General features: G+C 66.3%; 14 protein-coding genes. 9 read left to right on the top strand and 5 right to left on the bottom strand.

Annotated features, from left to right (window positions below):
- Positions 1–228 precede the first annotated feature (228 nt).
- Together NDO48_RS05940 and NDO48_RS05935 are read right to left on the bottom strand one after the other, a co-directional pair.
- Positions 229–1,230: an NAD(P)-dependent oxidoreductase gene (locus NDO48_RS05940; RefSeq protein ID WP_267321101.1), complete on the bottom strand. Its 1,002-nt coding sequence runs from the start codon at positions 1,228–1,230 to the stop codon at positions 229–231.
- Between the two features lie 102 nt (positions 1,231–1,332).
- Positions 1,333–2,337: an NADP-dependent oxidoreductase gene (locus NDO48_RS05935; RefSeq protein WP_267321100.1), complete on the bottom strand. Its 1,005-nt coding sequence runs from the start codon at positions 2,335–2,337 to the stop codon at positions 1,333–1,335.
- A gap of 130 nt (positions 2,338–2,467) precedes the next feature.
- Here NDO48_RS05935 and NDO48_RS05930 point away from each other — a divergent pair, with 130 nt between their 5' ends.
- The gene (locus NDO48_RS05930) at positions 2,468–3,064 is read left to right on the top strand and encodes a TetR/AcrR family transcriptional regulator (protein ID WP_018428895.1); all 597 of its coding nucleotides are present in this window, start codon (positions 2,468–2,470) and stop codon (positions 3,062–3,064) included.
- 12 nt (positions 3,065–3,076) lie between these two features.
- Here NDO48_RS05930 and NDO48_RS05925 read toward each other — a convergent pair whose 3' ends face one another.
- Positions 3,077–4,228, bottom strand: coding sequence for an alpha-hydroxy acid oxidase (locus NDO48_RS05925; protein ID WP_267321099.1), 1,152 nt, complete (start codon positions 4,226–4,228; stop codon positions 3,077–3,079).
- A 172-nt stretch (positions 4,229–4,400) separates the two neighbouring features.
- On the opposite strand from NDO48_RS05925, the gene NDO48_RS05920 reads away from it, so the two are divergent.
- Positions 4,401–5,069, top strand: a complete 669-nt coding sequence (locus NDO48_RS05920) for a TetR/AcrR family transcriptional regulator (RefSeq protein ID WP_267321189.1) — start codon at positions 4,401–4,403, stop codon at positions 5,067–5,069.
- 264 nt (positions 5,070–5,333) lie between these two features.
- Here NDO48_RS05920 and NDO48_RS05915 read toward each other — a convergent pair whose 3' ends face one another.
- Positions 5,334–5,675 carry an ArsR/SmtB family transcription factor gene (locus tag NDO48_RS05915; RefSeq protein WP_018428893.1) on the bottom strand — a complete coding sequence of 114 codons (342 nt, stop codon included), beginning with the start codon at positions 5,673–5,675 and terminating at the stop codon, positions 5,334–5,336.
- Positions 5,676–5,815: 140 nt separating this feature from the next.
- Between NDO48_RS05915 and NDO48_RS05910 the strand changes: the two genes are divergently transcribed.
- Together NDO48_RS05910 and NDO48_RS05905 are read left to right on the top strand one after the other, a co-directional pair.
- Positions 5,816–6,988: an MFS transporter gene (locus NDO48_RS05910; RefSeq protein WP_018428892.1), complete on the top strand. Its 1,173-nt coding sequence runs from the start codon at positions 5,816–5,818 to the stop codon at positions 6,986–6,988.
- A 75-nt stretch (positions 6,989–7,063) separates the two neighbouring features.
- Positions 7,064–7,780: a class I SAM-dependent methyltransferase gene (locus NDO48_RS05905; protein ID WP_267321098.1), complete on the top strand. Its 717-nt coding sequence runs from the start codon at positions 7,064–7,066 to the stop codon at positions 7,778–7,780.
- A 9-nt stretch (positions 7,781–7,789) separates the two neighbouring features.
- On the opposite strand, the gene NDO48_RS05900 is transcribed toward NDO48_RS05905, so the two are convergent.
- Positions 7,790–9,136 carry an Nramp family divalent metal transporter gene (locus NDO48_RS05900; RefSeq protein ID WP_018428890.1) on the bottom strand — a complete coding sequence of 449 codons (1,347 nt, stop codon included), beginning with the start codon at positions 9,134–9,136 and terminating at the stop codon, positions 7,790–7,792.
- Positions 9,137–9,313: 177 nt separating this feature from the next.
- Between NDO48_RS05900 and NDO48_RS05895 the strand changes: the two genes are divergently transcribed.
- The 5 genes from NDO48_RS05895 to gcvA all read left to right on the top strand — a co-directional run bounded on the left by NDO48_RS05895 (position 9,314) and on the right by gcvA (position 14,745).
- A complete protein-coding gene (locus NDO48_RS05895) occupies positions 9,314–9,913 on the top strand; it encodes a TetR/AcrR family transcriptional regulator (protein WP_267321097.1) in 600 nt (199 codons plus the stop codon).
- Between the two features lie 71 nt (positions 9,914–9,984).
- Complete coding sequence (locus NDO48_RS05890; RefSeq protein ID WP_267321096.1) at positions 9,985–11,187, top strand: DUF418 domain-containing protein; 1,203 nt, start codon at positions 9,985–9,987, stop codon at positions 11,185–11,187.
- A 116-nt stretch (positions 11,188–11,303) separates the two neighbouring features.
- Positions 11,304–12,215 (top strand): neutral zinc metallopeptidase, encoded by a 912-nt coding sequence (locus tag NDO48_RS05885; RefSeq protein ID WP_018428886.1) that lies wholly within the window; start codon positions 11,304–11,306, stop codon positions 12,213–12,215.
- A gap of 126 nt (positions 12,216–12,341) precedes the next feature.
- A complete protein-coding gene (locus NDO48_RS05880) occupies positions 12,342–13,259 on the top strand; it encodes an aldo/keto reductase (RefSeq protein ID WP_267321095.1) in 918 nt (305 codons plus the stop codon).
- Between the two features lie 481 nt (positions 13,260–13,740).
- Positions 13,741–14,745, top strand: coding sequence for a transcriptional regulator GcvA (gene gcvA, locus NDO48_RS05875; protein WP_157632771.1), 1,005 nt, complete (start codon positions 13,741–13,743; stop codon positions 14,743–14,745).
- Positions 14,746–14,936 lie beyond the last annotated feature (191 nt).

Raw genomic sequence — 14,936 nt, 5'->3', positions numbered from 1 at the left:
AGGCCTGCGCGAAGAACCGGGACGGGGCGTTCCCCGGCCGGTGCGCAAGTGAGATTCGAGTATCAGGCTAGGCGCGCCTTATAGGGGAAGGATGGGGAGGGGGGAACCCCGAAAAATGCTTTTCCTGTGCCGGGACGCGGGTTTGGCGCGCGTCGGACGGTCGCGCGGCAATCCGACAGGCTGGAGGCAGCCACCGTTTGCGGCGGCTGCCTGCGGATCGGGTTCGATTTAGGAGGCTTGCGCGATGCGGGCGCCAAACGCTTTGAAACGCTCGACGGCATGGTCCGCCTCGATCAGGCTTTCGGCAAAGTAGAGGCCGGGTGCGGCAGGCGCCTTACCGTCGAGGCCGAGCAGCCGTTCGACCGCCAGCGCCACAGACAGCGCCGTGACAGGCGCCTGGCCTTCGGGATGGACGAATTCGTAGCGGCTGCGGCCCGAGGTGCCGTCTCTCCTTCTGCCGGAGATGGCGATGGTGATCTCGGTGGAGAAGGGCTCGCCGCGATGGCGGCTTGTGGTTTCGCCGAGCGCGAAATCGAACCGCACGGTCCTGGCGCCCGTGGTGACCGGCAGGCTGAAGACGTCGAATGGTGAATAGGTCATGCCGGGGACCTGCCTGCCGTCGATGCTGGTCACGGTGCGGCCCTGCTCGCCCGTTGCGGTCCAGTGCCATTTGCCGTCGGCGAGCGCCATGGTGTTGGGCACCATGGTCAGGCGGTTGAAGTCGGCCTCGGCGGCGGGGCCGCCCATGTCGTGCTCGTCGAGCAGGGCCGCGATCTCGATCGATTCCACCGTCTCGAAATGCCTGGCGAAATGGACGATGGCGAGGCTTGCCGCACCGCCGAGCCAGCTGCTGCCCATCAGGAACGGCGCGCTTGCCTTGTGGGCATAGATCGCAACCTCCGGCCCGATCTCATGGATGCCGGTGGAGAGGCTGAGATAGGGAACGGCATTGTCCTGGGCGTAGTGCAGGGCATTGAGCGTGTTGTCGTAGACGAACATGGCGATGGCGCTGAAGGCCTTGCCGGCGGAGAGGCCCAGATCCCGGCGGGTTAGGTCGATGACGACGGCTTCGGCGTTGCCGATCTCGCTGGCGATCGCTTCGGCCTTCTCGAGGTTGCGTCCGCCGATGGCGATGGGAACGGCGGGGTGAAGCTTGCGCAGGGTGCGGGCGGCGTAGGCGCCGACAAAACCTGAGCCGCCGATGATGAGGACGGGCTTGTGCTGTGACATTTGGGCATGACTCCTCTGTGGCCGCGCGAGGGCGGCGCAATCTTTTTTGACTTCAAAGAAGGGCAGGAGGGCAGGCGGCGGCGTCTGTCGTCGCCGCCGCAATCAGGCGAGCTTGACCAGCATCTTGCCGAGGTTTTCGCCGGAGAAGAGACCGATGAAGGCCTGCGGCGCGTTTTCGAGGCCCGAAACGATGGTGTCGCGGGAGGTGACGCGACCGTCGGCGAGCCAGCCGGTCATATCGGCGATGAACTCAGGCAGGATGTCGAAATGATCGAGCACCAGAAAACCGCGCATGCTGATGCTCTTGGTGACGATGGCCGCGAGATTGTCGGGGCCGGGAACGGGCTTCTCGTCATTGTAGCCGGAGATCATGCCGCAGATGGCGAAGCGGGCGCGCGGCTTGGCGACTTCGAGCGCCGCCCTGAGATGGTCGCCGCCGACATTGTCGAAATAGACGTCGATGCCTTCGGGCGCCGCTTGTCTCAGCGCTTCGGTCAGGTCGGGGGCCGTGCGGTAGTTGATGACGGCGTCGGCGCCAAGTTCCTTGACCCAGCGGGCCTTCTCTTCCGAGCCGACTGAGGCGACCACCCTGGCGCCCTTGAGCCTGGCGATCTGCACGACCATCGAGCCGACGGCGCCGGCGGCAGCCGAGACGAAGACGGTTTCGCCGGCCTTGAGCCCGGCGATCCTGGTCAGGCCGACATAGGCGGTGTGGCCGGGGATGCCCAACGGCCCGAGCCAGGCTTCGGCCGGAGCCTTGGCGGCGTCGATCCTGGTTGCGGTCGCGGCGTCGACAAGCACGCGGTCGCGCCAGCCGGAGAAGTGGCTGACCAGATCGCCGGCCTTGAAGTCGGGATGGGCTGAGAGCTCGACGATGCCGACGGCGGAGCCTTCAAGCGGCTGGCCGATCTCGAAGGGGGCGATGTAGCTCGGCCGGTCGATCATGCGGCCGCGCATGTAGGGGTCGACCGACATGAACAGCGTCTTGACCAGCAACTGGCCGGCGGCGGGGGCCGGCAGGCTGCGTTCGACAAGCTGGAAATTGTCGGTCGCCGGCAAACCTGCCGGGCGGCTCTTCAGGTGGATTTCGCGGGCTGCAATGGACATTGAATTCCCCTATATGTGTGGTCATCTACCACGCGTAGCTTACTACCTGTAAGTTACTGATGGTAACATATGTGACGCGCGGCGATGTTCAAGCCGCGGGCCGAAAAATTTCAGACCGGATGCGAAGGCCATGACGACTGCTAGCTCGACGAAAAAACTGCCCAAGGCCGAACGGCGCGCGCAGTTGCTGGAGGCCGCGCAGGAGTTGGTGCGCGAGGAAGGCACCGATGCGCTGACGCTCGCCCGGGTGGCCGAGCGGGCGGGGGTGAGCAAGCCGATCGCCTACGAGCATTTCGGCACCAGGGCGGGGCTGCTGATGGCGCTGTTCTCGTCCTACAATGACATGCAGTTCAAGACGCGGCGCGAGGCGCTTGCCAGTTGCGGCAAGACGCTGCGCGATGTCGCCGGCATCCTGGGCGAAGCCCATGTGCTCTGCGCCAGCCGGACCGGGCCCGAAGCCGGCGCGGTGTTTTCAGCGCTTTCGGGCACGGAGGAGATGGACGAGTTTCGCCAGACGCTGCGCGACGGCTATCTCGCCGAGTATCGGGACGCTGTTTCGCGCTTCGTCGATCTGCCCGCCGATATTGGCGAGACTGTGCTGTCGGGGCTCCTCGGGGCGGCGGAGGCCGTGTCGCGGGATGCGGCGGCGGGCCGTATTTCATATGACGATGCGGTTGCCGGCCTGGCCGAGCTGTTCACCGCGACGCTGGAGCGCTTCAAGCGCTGACGGCCGTCGCCGTCAGCGGTAGCGGAGATTGTCGCGCGACAGCTGGTCGAGGCGGCTGACGCCCATCAGCTTCATGTCGCGCTCGATCTCGCCGCGCAGATTGCCGAGCGCCTTTTCGACGCCCGTCTGGCCGCCGGCGGCCAGCGCATAGAGATAGAAATGGCCGCCGGAGCAGGCGGTGGCGCCGGCGGAAATGGCTTTCAGGACATGGCTGCCACGGCGGATGCCGCCATCGCAGATGATGTCGATGCGGCCGCCGACGGCGTCCGCTATCTCGGAGATCTGGTCGAAGGGCGCGCGCGAGCCGTCGAGCTGGCGGCCGGCATGGTTGGAGACCATGATGGCGCCGGCGCCGATGTCGACGGCGCGCCTGGCGTCGGCGACGCTCATGATGCCCTTGAGGCAGAACGGGCCGCCCCAGCGCTTGCGCACCTCCTCGGCGTCGCTCCAGTCCATCGACTGGTCGAGCATCCTGGTGAAATAGTCGCCGATGGAAATGGCGATGTCGGTGCCTTCGCTGACATGGCCTTCGAGCTGCGGCAGGCTGAATTTTTCGCGCAGCAGATAGTTCAAGGTCCATGACGGGTGCAGGGCGAAGCTGGCGAGACTGGCCAGCGTCAGCTGCGGCGGGGAGGTGAAGCCGGTGCGCAGGTCGCGTTCGCGGTTTCCGCCGGTGATGGAATCGACCGTCAGGGTGAGCACCTCGAACTTCGCCTCGCGGCAGCGTTCGACCATGCTCCAGTTCAGGCCCTGGTCCTTGTGGAAATAGAGCTGGAACATCTTGGGCGCCGAAATGGTGCGGCCGATCTCCTCGATGCCGACTGTGCCGAGTGCCGAGACGGCGAACATGGTGCCGAATTTCTGTGCTGCCCGGCCGACCGCACGCTCGCCGTCATGGTGAAACAGCCGCTGCAGGGCGGCGGGCGCGCAAAACAGGGGCATCGCCAGCTTCTGACCCATCACGGTGACCGACATGTCGACGTCCTTGACGCCGGCGAGCACGTTGGGCACGAGGTCGCAGGACTGGAAGGCCTCGGTGTTGCGGCGGTAGCTGGTTTCGTCCTCGGCCGCGCCGTCGATGTAGTGGAACACAGGCGAGGGCAGGTGGCTTTTGGCGAGGGCGCGGAAGTCCTCGACATTGCGGCAGCGATCGATGCGCGACATCAGCTGTCCCCCATCAGCTCTGTTGGCTCCCAGGCTGGGGCCAGAAAGCGAGATTAGGCCAAGTCGGCGCCGGCAAACAGCCGGTGCGGCGCGATCGTGCTTGTAGGGAACTGGACCGACCAGTACGTATTGTACGATCAGGTGGCTTGCGGGACAGGGCCGGATGGCGAAGATGACTTCATCGGGGCAGGGCACGTCGGGTCAGGGCACCGGTGTGAAACAAGACGGCCGTTCGGCGCGCAAGCGCCGCGCCATTCTGGCGGCCGCGACCGAAGTGTTCCTGCGCAGCGGCTATCTCGGCACCAATATGGACGAGATCGCAGCCCTGTCGGAGGTGTCGAAGCAGACCGTCTACAAGCACTTTTCCAGCAAGGAGGCGCTGTTCATCGAGATCGTGATGAGCATGACCAACCGCGCCGGCGACATGGTGCATGACGAAGCGCCGCGACTGCCGGAACGCGGCGAGGTCGAGGCCTATCTCTTCGACTACGCCCTGCGCCAGCTGACCGTGGTGGTGACGCCGCGCATCATGCAGCTGAGGCGGCTGGTCATCGGCGAGGTCTCGCGATTCCCCGACCTGGCGCGGGTGCTCTACGAACGCGGACCGGCACGCGCGCTCGGCATGCTCGCCGGCATCTTCAGGCAGCTGGACGAAAAGGGTGTGCTCGACGTCGACGACCCCGAGACGGCGGCAACCCATTTCAACTGGCTGGTGATGTCGGCGCCGCTCAACCAGGCGATGCTCTTGGGCGACAGCGCCATCCCCGGCCCGGACGACATGCGGCGCCATGCGAGAGAAGGCGTGCGCGTGTTTCTCGCCGCCTATGGCAGGAAGGACTGAACGGCGAGGCTGGAGCGTTTCCGCTTTTCTTCGAAACGCGGGCGCAAACTTTCCTTCTCCCCTTGTGGGAGAAGGTGGATCGGCGCGTTGCGCCGAGACGGATGAGGGGTGTTGGACGAAGTGCGACCGGGCAGAGGCTGGTGCCCTCCTGAAGCGCCGCGTTCCGTCCAACACCCCTCATCCGCCCCTTCGGGGCACCTTCTCCCACAAGGGGAGAAGGAAAGGTCGCGCCGCCCGGCTCTCCGCTATGGCTGCGGAATTGCTCTAGCCTTCGTCCTTGAGGCGTTCGAGCTGCGGAAGCTCCTGGGCGGCGGTGATGATCGAATCGAGCAGGCCGGGAAAACGGCCGTCGAGCTCGCCGCGCCGCAGCGTGATCAGCCGGCTGGTGCCGGAGACTTCCGTGCTGGTGATGCCGGCCTCGCGCAGCTTGGCCAGATGGTAGCTGAGATTGGTCTTGGAGCCGAATTCGAGGAACTGGCCGCAGCTCATCGCCACGCCTTCGTTGCGTGCCAGATAGCCGACGATGGCAAGGCGCGTCTGGTCGCCGAGCACCGAGAGCACGTTGGCGAGGCTGATCTGGTCGGGGTTGGGGTGCGGCAGTGACATGATCCGAAGGTAGACGTGGCAAGGACGGGCTTCAAGCGGCCCGTGCTGACATGAGGCTGGCAGGAGCCGACGAAAGCCACATTGACATGTCGTCGGGTTAAGTTCAATAGTTCAACGAATTTTGAACTAAGGACAGCGTCATGGACAAGCGCCTTATCTGGCTGGCGGTCGGCTCATTCGCCATGAGCACCGTCGGCTTCGTGTTTTCGAGCCTGCTTCCGGCGATTGCCGGCGACGCGCATGTCTCCATACCCTTTGCGGGTTACCTGATCATGGCGTTCTCGCTCGCCTATGCCATCGGCGCGCCGGTGCTGTCGGCGCTGGCCGGCGAGATCGACCGCCGGCGCATCCTGGCCGCCACCATGCTGGTTTTCGTCGCCGGCAACCTGGTGGCGGCGTCGAGCTCGTCGTTTTCAGGGCTGCTGCTGGCACAGATCATGATGGGCATGTCGGCCGGCCTCTACGCCGCCACCGCCCAGGCGACGGCGGTGTCGCTGGCCGGGCCCGAGCATCGGGCGCGCGCCATTGCCGTTGTCGTCGGCGGCACGACATTCGCCGTGGCGCTGGGCGCGCCGGTCGGTTCGCTGATCGCCACCATGTGGGGCTGGCGCGGCACATTCGTCGCCATCGCCTTCCTGGCGCTGGTCTGCGCCGCCATCCTGTGGGTGCGGCTGCCCCGGGGATCGCGCGGCATCAAGCTGACGCTCGGTGAGCGCTTCACCGCCGTTGCCCGGCCGGGCATCCTGCCGTCGCTTCTGGTGACGCTGCTCTATCTCGCCGGCGGCTTCACCGTCATTTCCTACATCGCGCCGCTGGCGCTGGAAGGGGCGGGCCTGCCCGTCATCGCCCTGCCGGGCATGCTGCTTGCCTTTGGCGCAGGGGCGGTCATCGGCAACCTGTCGAGCGGCTATCTCGCCGACCGGATCGGGGCGACGCGCATGGTGGTGATCTCGCTTCTGATGTCGTCGGGCTTCTGCATCGCCATTGCGCTGACGCTGAAGCTTCTGCCGCATCATCTGGCCGGGCCGGTGCTGATCGGCCTGATGGTGCCGTGGGGCATCATCGGCTGGGCCTTCCCGCCGGCGCAGGCGAGCCGCATCGTCGGTTTCGCGCCCGAGCTTGCACATCTGACCCTGTCGCTGAACGCCTCGGCACTCTATTTCGGCATCGCCTTCGGCACGGTCATCGGCGGGCGCGTGCTGGAATTCGCCCGGCCGTCCGATCTCGGCCTTGTGGCGGCGGCGTTCCCGCTGGTGGCGCTGGCGGTGCTGGCACTGTCGCGCCGGTCGGCGCGCGTTGCGGTGGCACGCTGATTTCCGTTGCCGTGGCCGTGGGGGAGATCGGACCTCGATGGCATAAGCCTCGCTTTGGAAATGCGCGAGGCGGCCATGCAGCAGGACGAGAAACACTGGAGCGACGTCGCCGCGCAATGGATCGCCTGGGCGCGTGCGCCGGGACATGACGCCTTCTGGGCCTATCGCAAGGGGCTCGTCGATTTTATCGGCGAGGGATCCGGCCGGGCGCTGGAGGTCGGCTGCGGCGAGGGCCGCGTGTCCCGCGAACTCAAGGCGCTCGGCTACCATGTGACGGCGACAGACGCCGTGGCGGCCATGGTCGAGGCGGCGCGTGAAGCCAGCTCGGCCGACGACTATCATGTCGCCGGCCTCAGTGACCTGCCTTTCGACGATGCCTCGTTCGACCTGGTCATGGCCTACAACGTGCTGATGGATGTCGAGGACGTGCCAAGTGCTGCGCACGAGATCCGCCGCGTCCTGAAGCCTGAAGGCACGCTGTTCGTCTCGCTGGTCCACCCGTTCCGCGACCGCGGCCGCTTTGCCGGGCGCGCACCCGATGCGCCGTTCGTGATCGACGGCAGCTATTATGGCCGCGACTATTTCGAGGGCGAGGAGGCCCGGGACGGGCTGACGATGCACTTCGCCGGCTGGTCGCAGCCGCTCGAGGACTATATGGCGGCGTTCGAGGCGGCGGGGCTGGCGATCACGGGCCTGCGCGAACCCATTCCCGACACTGCCGACACGGACCAGCTGCGTCAGTGGTCGCGCATCCCGCTGTTCCTGTGGCTGAAGGCGCGGATCCTCGCCTGAGGACCGGCGTCAAACCAGGACGAAATCGAGCAGCAGCTTGACGTTGAGGGCGGCGATCACGACCGCGATCAGCATGGCGATGGATACCAGCCAGCGCGGGGCGACGAGGTCGCCCATCTTCTTCCTGTTGGCGGTGAACAGCACCAGCGGGAAGACGGCGAAGGACAGCTGCAGGCTGAGCACCACCTGGGTGAGGATCAGGAGCTTGGCCGTGCCGACTTCGCCGAACCACAGCGTGACGGCTGCGGCCGGCACGATGGCGATGGCGCGGGTGACGAGGCGGCGCAGCCATGGCGGCAGCTTGATGCGGAGAAAACCCTCCATCACGATCTGCCCGGCAAGGGTGGCGGTGACGGTCGAATTGATGCCGCAGCAGAGCAGGGCGATGCCGAACAGCGTCGGCGCGATGGCGATGCCGAGCAGCGGCGCGAGCAGCGCGTGGGCTTCGCCGATCTCGATCACGTCGGTGCGTCCCTGGGCGTAGAAGGTGGCCGCGGCCAGGATCAGGATCGAGGCGTTGATGAGCAGGGCGAACATCAGCGCGATGGTCGAATCCCACGTCGCGTAGCGCAGCGCCTGGCGCTTTTCGACCAGCGTTTCGCCATAGGCGCGCGTCTGCACGATGCCGGAATGCAAATAGAGATTGTGCGGCATGACGGTGGCGCCGAGAATGCCGAGCGCGAGATAGAGCATCTCGGGATTGGTGACGATCTCGGTCGTCGGCGCAAAGCCGGTGACGACGGCGCCCCAGTTCGGGTCGGCAAGCGCCACCTGGATGGCGAAGCAGACGGCGATGACGCCCAACAGCGTGATGATCAGCGCCTCGACCCAGCGGAAGCCGAGCTTCTGCAGATAGAGGATCAGGAACACGTCGAGGGCGGTGATGATCACGCCGAGTTCGAGCGGAATGCCGAAGATGAGGTTGAGGCCGATGGCCGTGCCGATGACCTCGGCGATGTCGGTGGCGATGATGGCGACTTCGGCCATGAACCACAGCACGAAGGCGACCGGGCGCGGGAAGGCATCGCGGCAGGCCTGGGCGAGGTCGCGGCCGGAGCCGATGGCGAGGCGGGCGCAGAGCGCCTGCAGGACGATCGCCATGACGTTGGAGACGAGCGCCACGAACAAGAGCGTGTAGCCGAATTTCGAACCGCCGGCGATCGACGTCGCCCAGTTGCCCGGGTCCATGTAGCCGACGGCGACGAGATAGCCGGGGCCGATGAAGGCGGCGGCCTTGCGCCAGGTCGGGCCGTCGCTGCGGACGGCGACCGAACGGTGGACATCGGAGAGCGACCCTTCGCCTCGCGCCGTCCGCCAACCTTCAGTGTCTTCGGCCGGCCGGGTGTAGGAGTCCACCTGAGTTTCCTAGTCGCAGTTGCAATTCATTTGCAAGAATACCGGAAGGCCGCGTTTTGGCAAGCCCCCGGCCGCGGGGATTCGAACGGGCCGGTCTCCGGCGCGGCCGCGCCGTTGACTCCGTTCGTCGTGCCAATTAATAGATCGACTAGTCTATTAATTGATGATGGAAAAAAGATGCGGAAGGTCGATCCCGAAAAGCACGCGGCGAGGCGGCAAGCTATCCTCGGCGCGGCCAAGGCGTGTTTTGCCAAGAAGGGCTTTCACCAGACGAGCACGGCCGAGATCTGCGCCGCCGTCGGCATGAGCCCGGGCAACCTGTTCCACTATTTTCCCAACAAGCAGGCGATCATCGGCGCCATCGTCGACCAGGAAGGGGAGGAGACGGCGGCCTTCTTCCGCGATCTCGGCGCGCGCGACGATCTTTATGGTGCGCTGGTCGAGTTCATGGATGTGGTGCTGGAACTGGCTGGCGACGTCGATTTCGCGTCACTGGCGCTGGAGATCTCGGCCGAGGCCGGCCGCGAGCCGGCGATCGCCGCCCGGGTCGGACGCAACGACCGCGAGCTGAGGGCGGCACTGGAACAGCTTTTGACCGACGCTGCTGCGCGCGGCCAGGTCGATCCGACGCTCGACATGGCCGACACCGCGACCTGGATCGCGGCCCTTGTCGACGGCGTGTTCAACCGCGTCGCCGTCGATCCCGACTTCAAGCCTGAGAACCACCACAAGACCATGCGGACCTTGCTTGGCCGCTACCTGAGGCCACAGGCCTAGACCAAGAGCCCGAGGCCGCAGGCCGAGACCGAGAACATGCGGCCGCAGGCCGAGACGGAGAGCACCAAATCATGAGTACGCTTGCCCTGAAGCCGACCAGGCAGGAGCGCATCGTCAATGTCGATGCGCTGCGCGGCTTCGCCTTGTTCGGCATTCTCGTCGTCAACATCACCGCATTCTCCTCGCCCTTCTACGGGCTGGGCGTGGCCGATCCCGCCTTTTCCGCACCGCTCGACAAAATGGTGCAGTTCGTGATCGCCTTGCTGTTCGAGACCAAGTTCTACCTGCTGTTCTCGTTCCTGTTCGGCTACAGCTTTACCTTGCAGATGCAGTCGGCCGAGCGCGCCGGCGAGGCCTTCGTGCCGAGGCTGCTGCGGCGGCAGGCCGGACTGTGGGCCATCGGGCTTTTGCATGCCATCCTGCTGTTCCACGGCGACATCCTGACCACCTATGCCGTGCTCGGCATGGTGCTGCTGGTGCTGCGCGATATCGAGGAGCGGACGGCGCTCAGGCTCGCCTTCTGGCTGGTCGCGGTGACGGCGCTGGCCTGGGCGGCGCTGAGCACGCTGGCAGCGCTCGATCCGGTGGCGATCGATCTGGCGTCCGCGCGGGCAGAAGGCGAAGCGGCAATGGCTGCCTATCTCGGCTCGCCGTCGACAGTCGTCGGCCAGCATCTCCAGGAGCTCGGCACCGTCTGGGTGGTGATCGGGCTGATGCAGGGACCATGCGCGCTGGCGATGTTTTTGGTTGGGCTGGTGGCCGGCAAGCGCGAGCTGTTCGTCAGGCTCGACGACTACAGGCCGTTGATGCGGCGGCTTATGGTTGCCGGGCTGCTCGTCGGCCTGCCAGGTGCCGCCGCCTATGCCTTCTGCTCGATCTATAGGGTCGGCACCTTCTGGGAGCTGCCGGGGCTGGCGATCGGGCTTGCCACCGCGCCGCTGCTGACCGGCGCCTATGTGGCGCTGGCGATGCTTGTGTTCGAGCGCTGCAAGGGCGTGCCGCGGCTCCTGGCGCCGGCCGGGCGCATGGCGCTGTCCAACTATCTGCTGCAGTCGCTGGTCTGTTCGGTGCTGTTTTACGCCTATGGCTTCAGGCTGATGGGCGAGGTGTCGCCGCTGGGCGGCGCGGCGGTTGCGGTTGCGCTGTTCGGTTGCCAGCTGGTGCTGAGCCGCTGGTGGATGGGGCGCTTCGCCTATGGGCCGCTGGAATGGCTTTTGAGGGCCATCACCATCGCCGCATGGCCCAGATGGCGCAAGCCGGCGATGGCTTCGTGACGGCTGTCGGCCTGGGTCAGAAATCCTGTGACTTGCTGCAACCGTTGCGATAATCCTTGGGAACCGGAAGCACATTGCCGTCGTTTCCGCCGCAACGAAGCATCGAGGGATTGCCTATGCGCTGGAGAGGCCGCCGCCAGAGCGACAACATCGAAGACGTGCGCGGCCAGGATGGCGGCGGCGGCATGGGCGGCGGGTTCGGCGGGGGCGGCGGACGCCTGCCGATCGGCCCGCGCGTCGGCGGCGGCGGACTGTCGGGCATCATCATCCTGGTGATCCTGTTCTTTGCGCTGCGCGCCTGCGGCATCGATCCGATGCAGGTGCTTGACGGCGGCGACGGCTCGATGTCGGGCGGCGGCGGCCAGGTCAGCCAGGGCGGCGCGCCTGCCAATGACGAGATGACCCAGTTCGTGCGCACCGTGCTGGCCGAGACCGAAGACACCTGGAACGGCATCTTCCAGGCCGAGGGCCTGAAATACCAGGAGCCCAGGCTGGTGCTGTTCTCCGGCCAGGTGCGGTCGGCCTGCGGCTTCGCCTCGGCGGCGTCGGGCCCGTTCTATTGCCCCGGCGACCAGAAGGTCTATCTCGACACCTCCTTCTTCAACCAGCTGGCCAAGCAGTTCGGCGCCGCCGGCGATTTCGCCCAGGCCTATGTGATTGCCCACGAGGTTGGCCACCACGTCCAGAACCTCACCGGCATCCTGCCCAAGTTCAACCAGATGCGGCAGCGCATGAGCGAGGCCGACGCCAACGCCATGTCGGTGCGCGTCGAGCTGCAGGCGGACTGCTTCGCCGGCGTCTGGGGCCATTTCACCGACCAGAAGGGCCTGCTCGAACAGGGCGACGTCGAAGAGGCTCTGAACGCCGCCCAGCAGATCGGCGACGACACGCTGCAGAAGCGCATGCAGGGCTATGTCGTGCCCGAGAGCTTCAACCACGGCACCTCGGCCCAGCGCCAGCGCTGGTTCGCCCGCGGTTTCCAGAGCGGCAAGCTGTCGGACTGCGACACGTTCAACAATCCGATCTGAGGCCGATCTGAGGCCCAAAGGCCCTGATTGCGACGACGTTGCGACGCCCCGGCCAACCGGGGCGTCATTTTCTTGGAAGAGGGGACGGCCCTTGGAAAAGGGGACGGCCATTGGAGGAGGGGACGGATGGCTATTGCACGACAGATCGAACTCGCGGCCGGCGGACCCGTGCTGTCGCGGCTGGTCTTTGGCGCGTGGCGGCTGCTCGACGAGGGCAAGCCGTCGGCCGAGGACGTGGCCCGGCTGATCGGCACGGCAGCCGACCTCGGCCTCACCAGCTTCGACCATGCCGATATCTACGGCAATTACGAGGTGGAGGCCGCCTTCGGTGCCGGCCTGGCGCGCTGGAGCGGTCGCCGCGACGACATCCAGCTGATCAGCAAATGCGACATCATGCTGAAATCGGCCAACCGGCCGGACAACCGGCTGAAATTCTACGACACAAGCGCTGCTCACATCGTCGCTTCCGCCGAACGCTCGCTGAAGAACCTCGGCACCGACTATCTCGACCTTCTTTTGATCCACAGGCCGGATCCGCTGATGGATGCGGACGAGACGGCGGCAGCCCTTGAGAAGCTGGTGGCGGTGGGCAAGGTGCGCGCCGTCGGCGTTTCCAATTTTTCGCCCTCGCAGTTCGACCTCCTGGCCTCGCGCCTGTCCATTCCTCTTGTCACCAACCAGATCGAGCATTCGGTGCTGGAGACCTCAGCGTTGACCGACGGCCGCCTCGACCATGCGCAAAGGCTGCGTTATCAGCCAATGATCTGGTCGCCGCTGGGAGGCGGCTCGCTGTTTTCAGGCGACGGCGCGCGCGAGCACAAGGTGCGGGCGGCGCTGACCCAGGTTGCCGCCGAGACCGGCGCCAACGACATCGGGGCTGTCGCCATCGCCTGGCTGCTGCGCCATCCGGCGCGGCTGGTGCCGGTGCTCGGCACGATGAAGCCTGCCCGGCTGGCGGCGCTCACCCGCGCCCTCGACGTGACGCTCGACCGCCAGCAATGGTTTGCGATCCTCGAGGCCAGCGAGGGCAGGGCGGTGCCGTAACGCACCGCCTTCGCGAGATCGCCGGCAGTTGGGATTTCGGCACGGGCCCGACGCGGCAGGGTGATATCAGGGTGATGGGCGACCTGCAGCACGCCCGCACCCTGAACCGGCTATGGAGGTGCTGATCTCGGCGGTTGGACCGGCCTCCCTTACATGATCCCGAGCTATCTCGTCGGCCAGGTGCCCACGCTCGCCGGGGCCAGGCTCGTTCGCCTCGACGTGCTCGATGGCGACACATGATGTATTTCCGCTTCGATCAGCGCGTCGCCCTGAAGGAGGCGCCAGCCGCGCTCTACAAGGCCGGACGATGACCCGCCCGCCGCCACAGGCACCGGTTTTCGGCAAAACATTCCACCTCGGCCGGTGCACGGAGGATGACGTTGCTTCGGTGCGGCCGGCCGCTCTGCTTTAATATACAAAATTAGTAGACATTAGAGTGCAGCCAGGGGCGGCAAGCGGGACAGCAGCGGAAGGCGGGTTATTGAGCGGGAATTTGCGGCGTTCGTCGAAGCTGCCGACGCTGGCGCGGATGCCGCCGCTGACGTCGCTGCGCGCCTTCGTGGTGGCGGCGCGCTATCTCAGCTTTACCCGGGCGGCGGAGGAGCTGCATGTCAGCTCCGCCGCCATCGGCCAGCAGGTTCGCCTGCTCGAGGAGCATCTCGGCCAGCAGCTGTTCGTACGCAGCAACCGCCAGATGACCCTGACGACGGCGGGCAAGGCGTTGGAACCGGGGCTGACCGACGCCTTCGAGGCGATGCTGGAATCGATCGCGCGTCTTTCCGGCGGCGACGAGAAGGCGACGATCCGCATATCGGTGCCGCCGTCCTTCGCCACCAAGTGGCTGATCCCCAGGCTGGAGGGTTTCCGACAGGCGGTTCCGGGCGTCGAGATCGAGGTCAAGGCGACCAGCGAGATCGCCGATGTCGAACGCGACGAGACCGACTGCGCCATCCGCTTCGGTCGGGGCGCCTATCCCGGCCTGTTCGTGGTGACGCTGTTTCCCGAGGCGGTGGTGCCGGTGTGCAGTCCGGATTTCGCCGACGACTACGATCTCGGGCCGCGCACGCGTTCGCTGCAGGGGCTGCCGCTGCTGCACGAGGAGGGGGCCGAGTACGACCCTGATCATTCGGGCTGGAGCAGCTGGCTGCGTTCGCAGGGCATTCCCGTGCGCTATTCCGAGCGCGGGCTGAAACTCAACCTGTCGTCGATGGTGCTCGATGCCGCTGTCGCCGGGCAGGGGCTGGCGCTGGCGAAACTGCGCCTGGCCGAGGCCGACCTGCGTGCCGGGCGGCTGGTGGCGCCGCTGGGCAAGCCACAGCAATTGGAGCTCGCCTATCATTTCGTCGCCGCCGCCCATAAGGCGCGCCAGCCCAGGATCGAACTGCTGCTCGACTGGCTGCGTCGGGAAAGTGCGGAACTGCGCGGCGGCCTCGCCGCCAGCGCCATTCCCGGCGTGGCAGGCGAATTTCCCGAGTTTTCAGGCTAGAGCTCGCGGGTGCTGACCGCGTGCCTGAAGCGGGGCCGCCACAGCCGGGCGTCCAGTTCGCCGATCGATCCAGCGACGGGCCGACCGTCAGGTCCGTGATCTGCGTAAGTGTCAGCCCCGCGTCGAACAGGGCAAAGCCCGCGGCGAACGCCAGTTTTCGCCTGCTGCCTTTCGTCCGACCCGGGGCTATG

The sequence above is a fragment of the Aminobacter sp. MET-1 genome (genome assembly GCF_026521175.1).
Classification (GTDB): domain Bacteria; phylum Pseudomonadota; class Alphaproteobacteria; order Rhizobiales; family Rhizobiaceae; genus Aminobacter.
This window is presented reverse-complemented; position numbering and strand designations above follow the sequence as displayed.

Coding starts and splice junctions, on each gene's coding strand:
- NDO48_RS05880 (WP_267321095.1), top strand. CDS start 12,342: ATGGCTATTGCACGACAGATCGAACTCGCGGCCGGCGGACCCGTGCTG.
- NDO48_RS05925 (WP_267321099.1), bottom strand. CDS start 4,228: ATGTCGCGCATCGATCGCTGCCGCAATGTCGAGGACTTCCGCGCCCTC.
- NDO48_RS05935 (WP_267321100.1), bottom strand. CDS start 2,337: ATGTCCATTGCAGCCCGCGAAATCCACCTGAAGAGCCGCCCGGCAGGT.
- NDO48_RS05920 (WP_267321189.1), top strand. CDS start 4,401: ATGACTTCATCGGGGCAGGGCACGTCGGGTCAGGGCACCGGTGTGAAA.
- NDO48_RS05895 (WP_267321097.1), top strand. CDS start 9,314: ATGCGGAAGGTCGATCCCGAAAAGCACGCGGCGAGGCGGCAAGCTATC.
- NDO48_RS05910 (WP_018428892.1), top strand. CDS start 5,816: ATGGACAAGCGCCTTATCTGGCTGGCGGTCGGCTCATTCGCCATGAGC.
- NDO48_RS05905 (WP_267321098.1), top strand. CDS start 7,064: ATGCAGCAGGACGAGAAACACTGGAGCGACGTCGCCGCGCAATGGATC.
- NDO48_RS05885 (WP_018428886.1), top strand. CDS start 11,304: ATGCGCTGGAGAGGCCGCCGCCAGAGCGACAACATCGAAGACGTGCGC.
- NDO48_RS05890 (WP_267321096.1), top strand. CDS start 9,985: ATGAGTACGCTTGCCCTGAAGCCGACCAGGCAGGAGCGCATCGTCAAT.
- NDO48_RS05940 (WP_267321101.1), bottom strand. CDS start 1,230: ATGTCACAGCACAAGCCCGTCCTCATCATCGGCGGCTCAGGTTTTGTC.
- NDO48_RS05915 (WP_018428893.1), bottom strand. CDS start 5,675: ATGTCACTGCCGCACCCCAACCCCGACCAGATCAGCCTCGCCAACGTG.
- NDO48_RS05930 (WP_018428895.1), top strand. CDS start 2,468: ATGACGACTGCTAGCTCGACGAAAAAACTGCCCAAGGCCGAACGGCGC.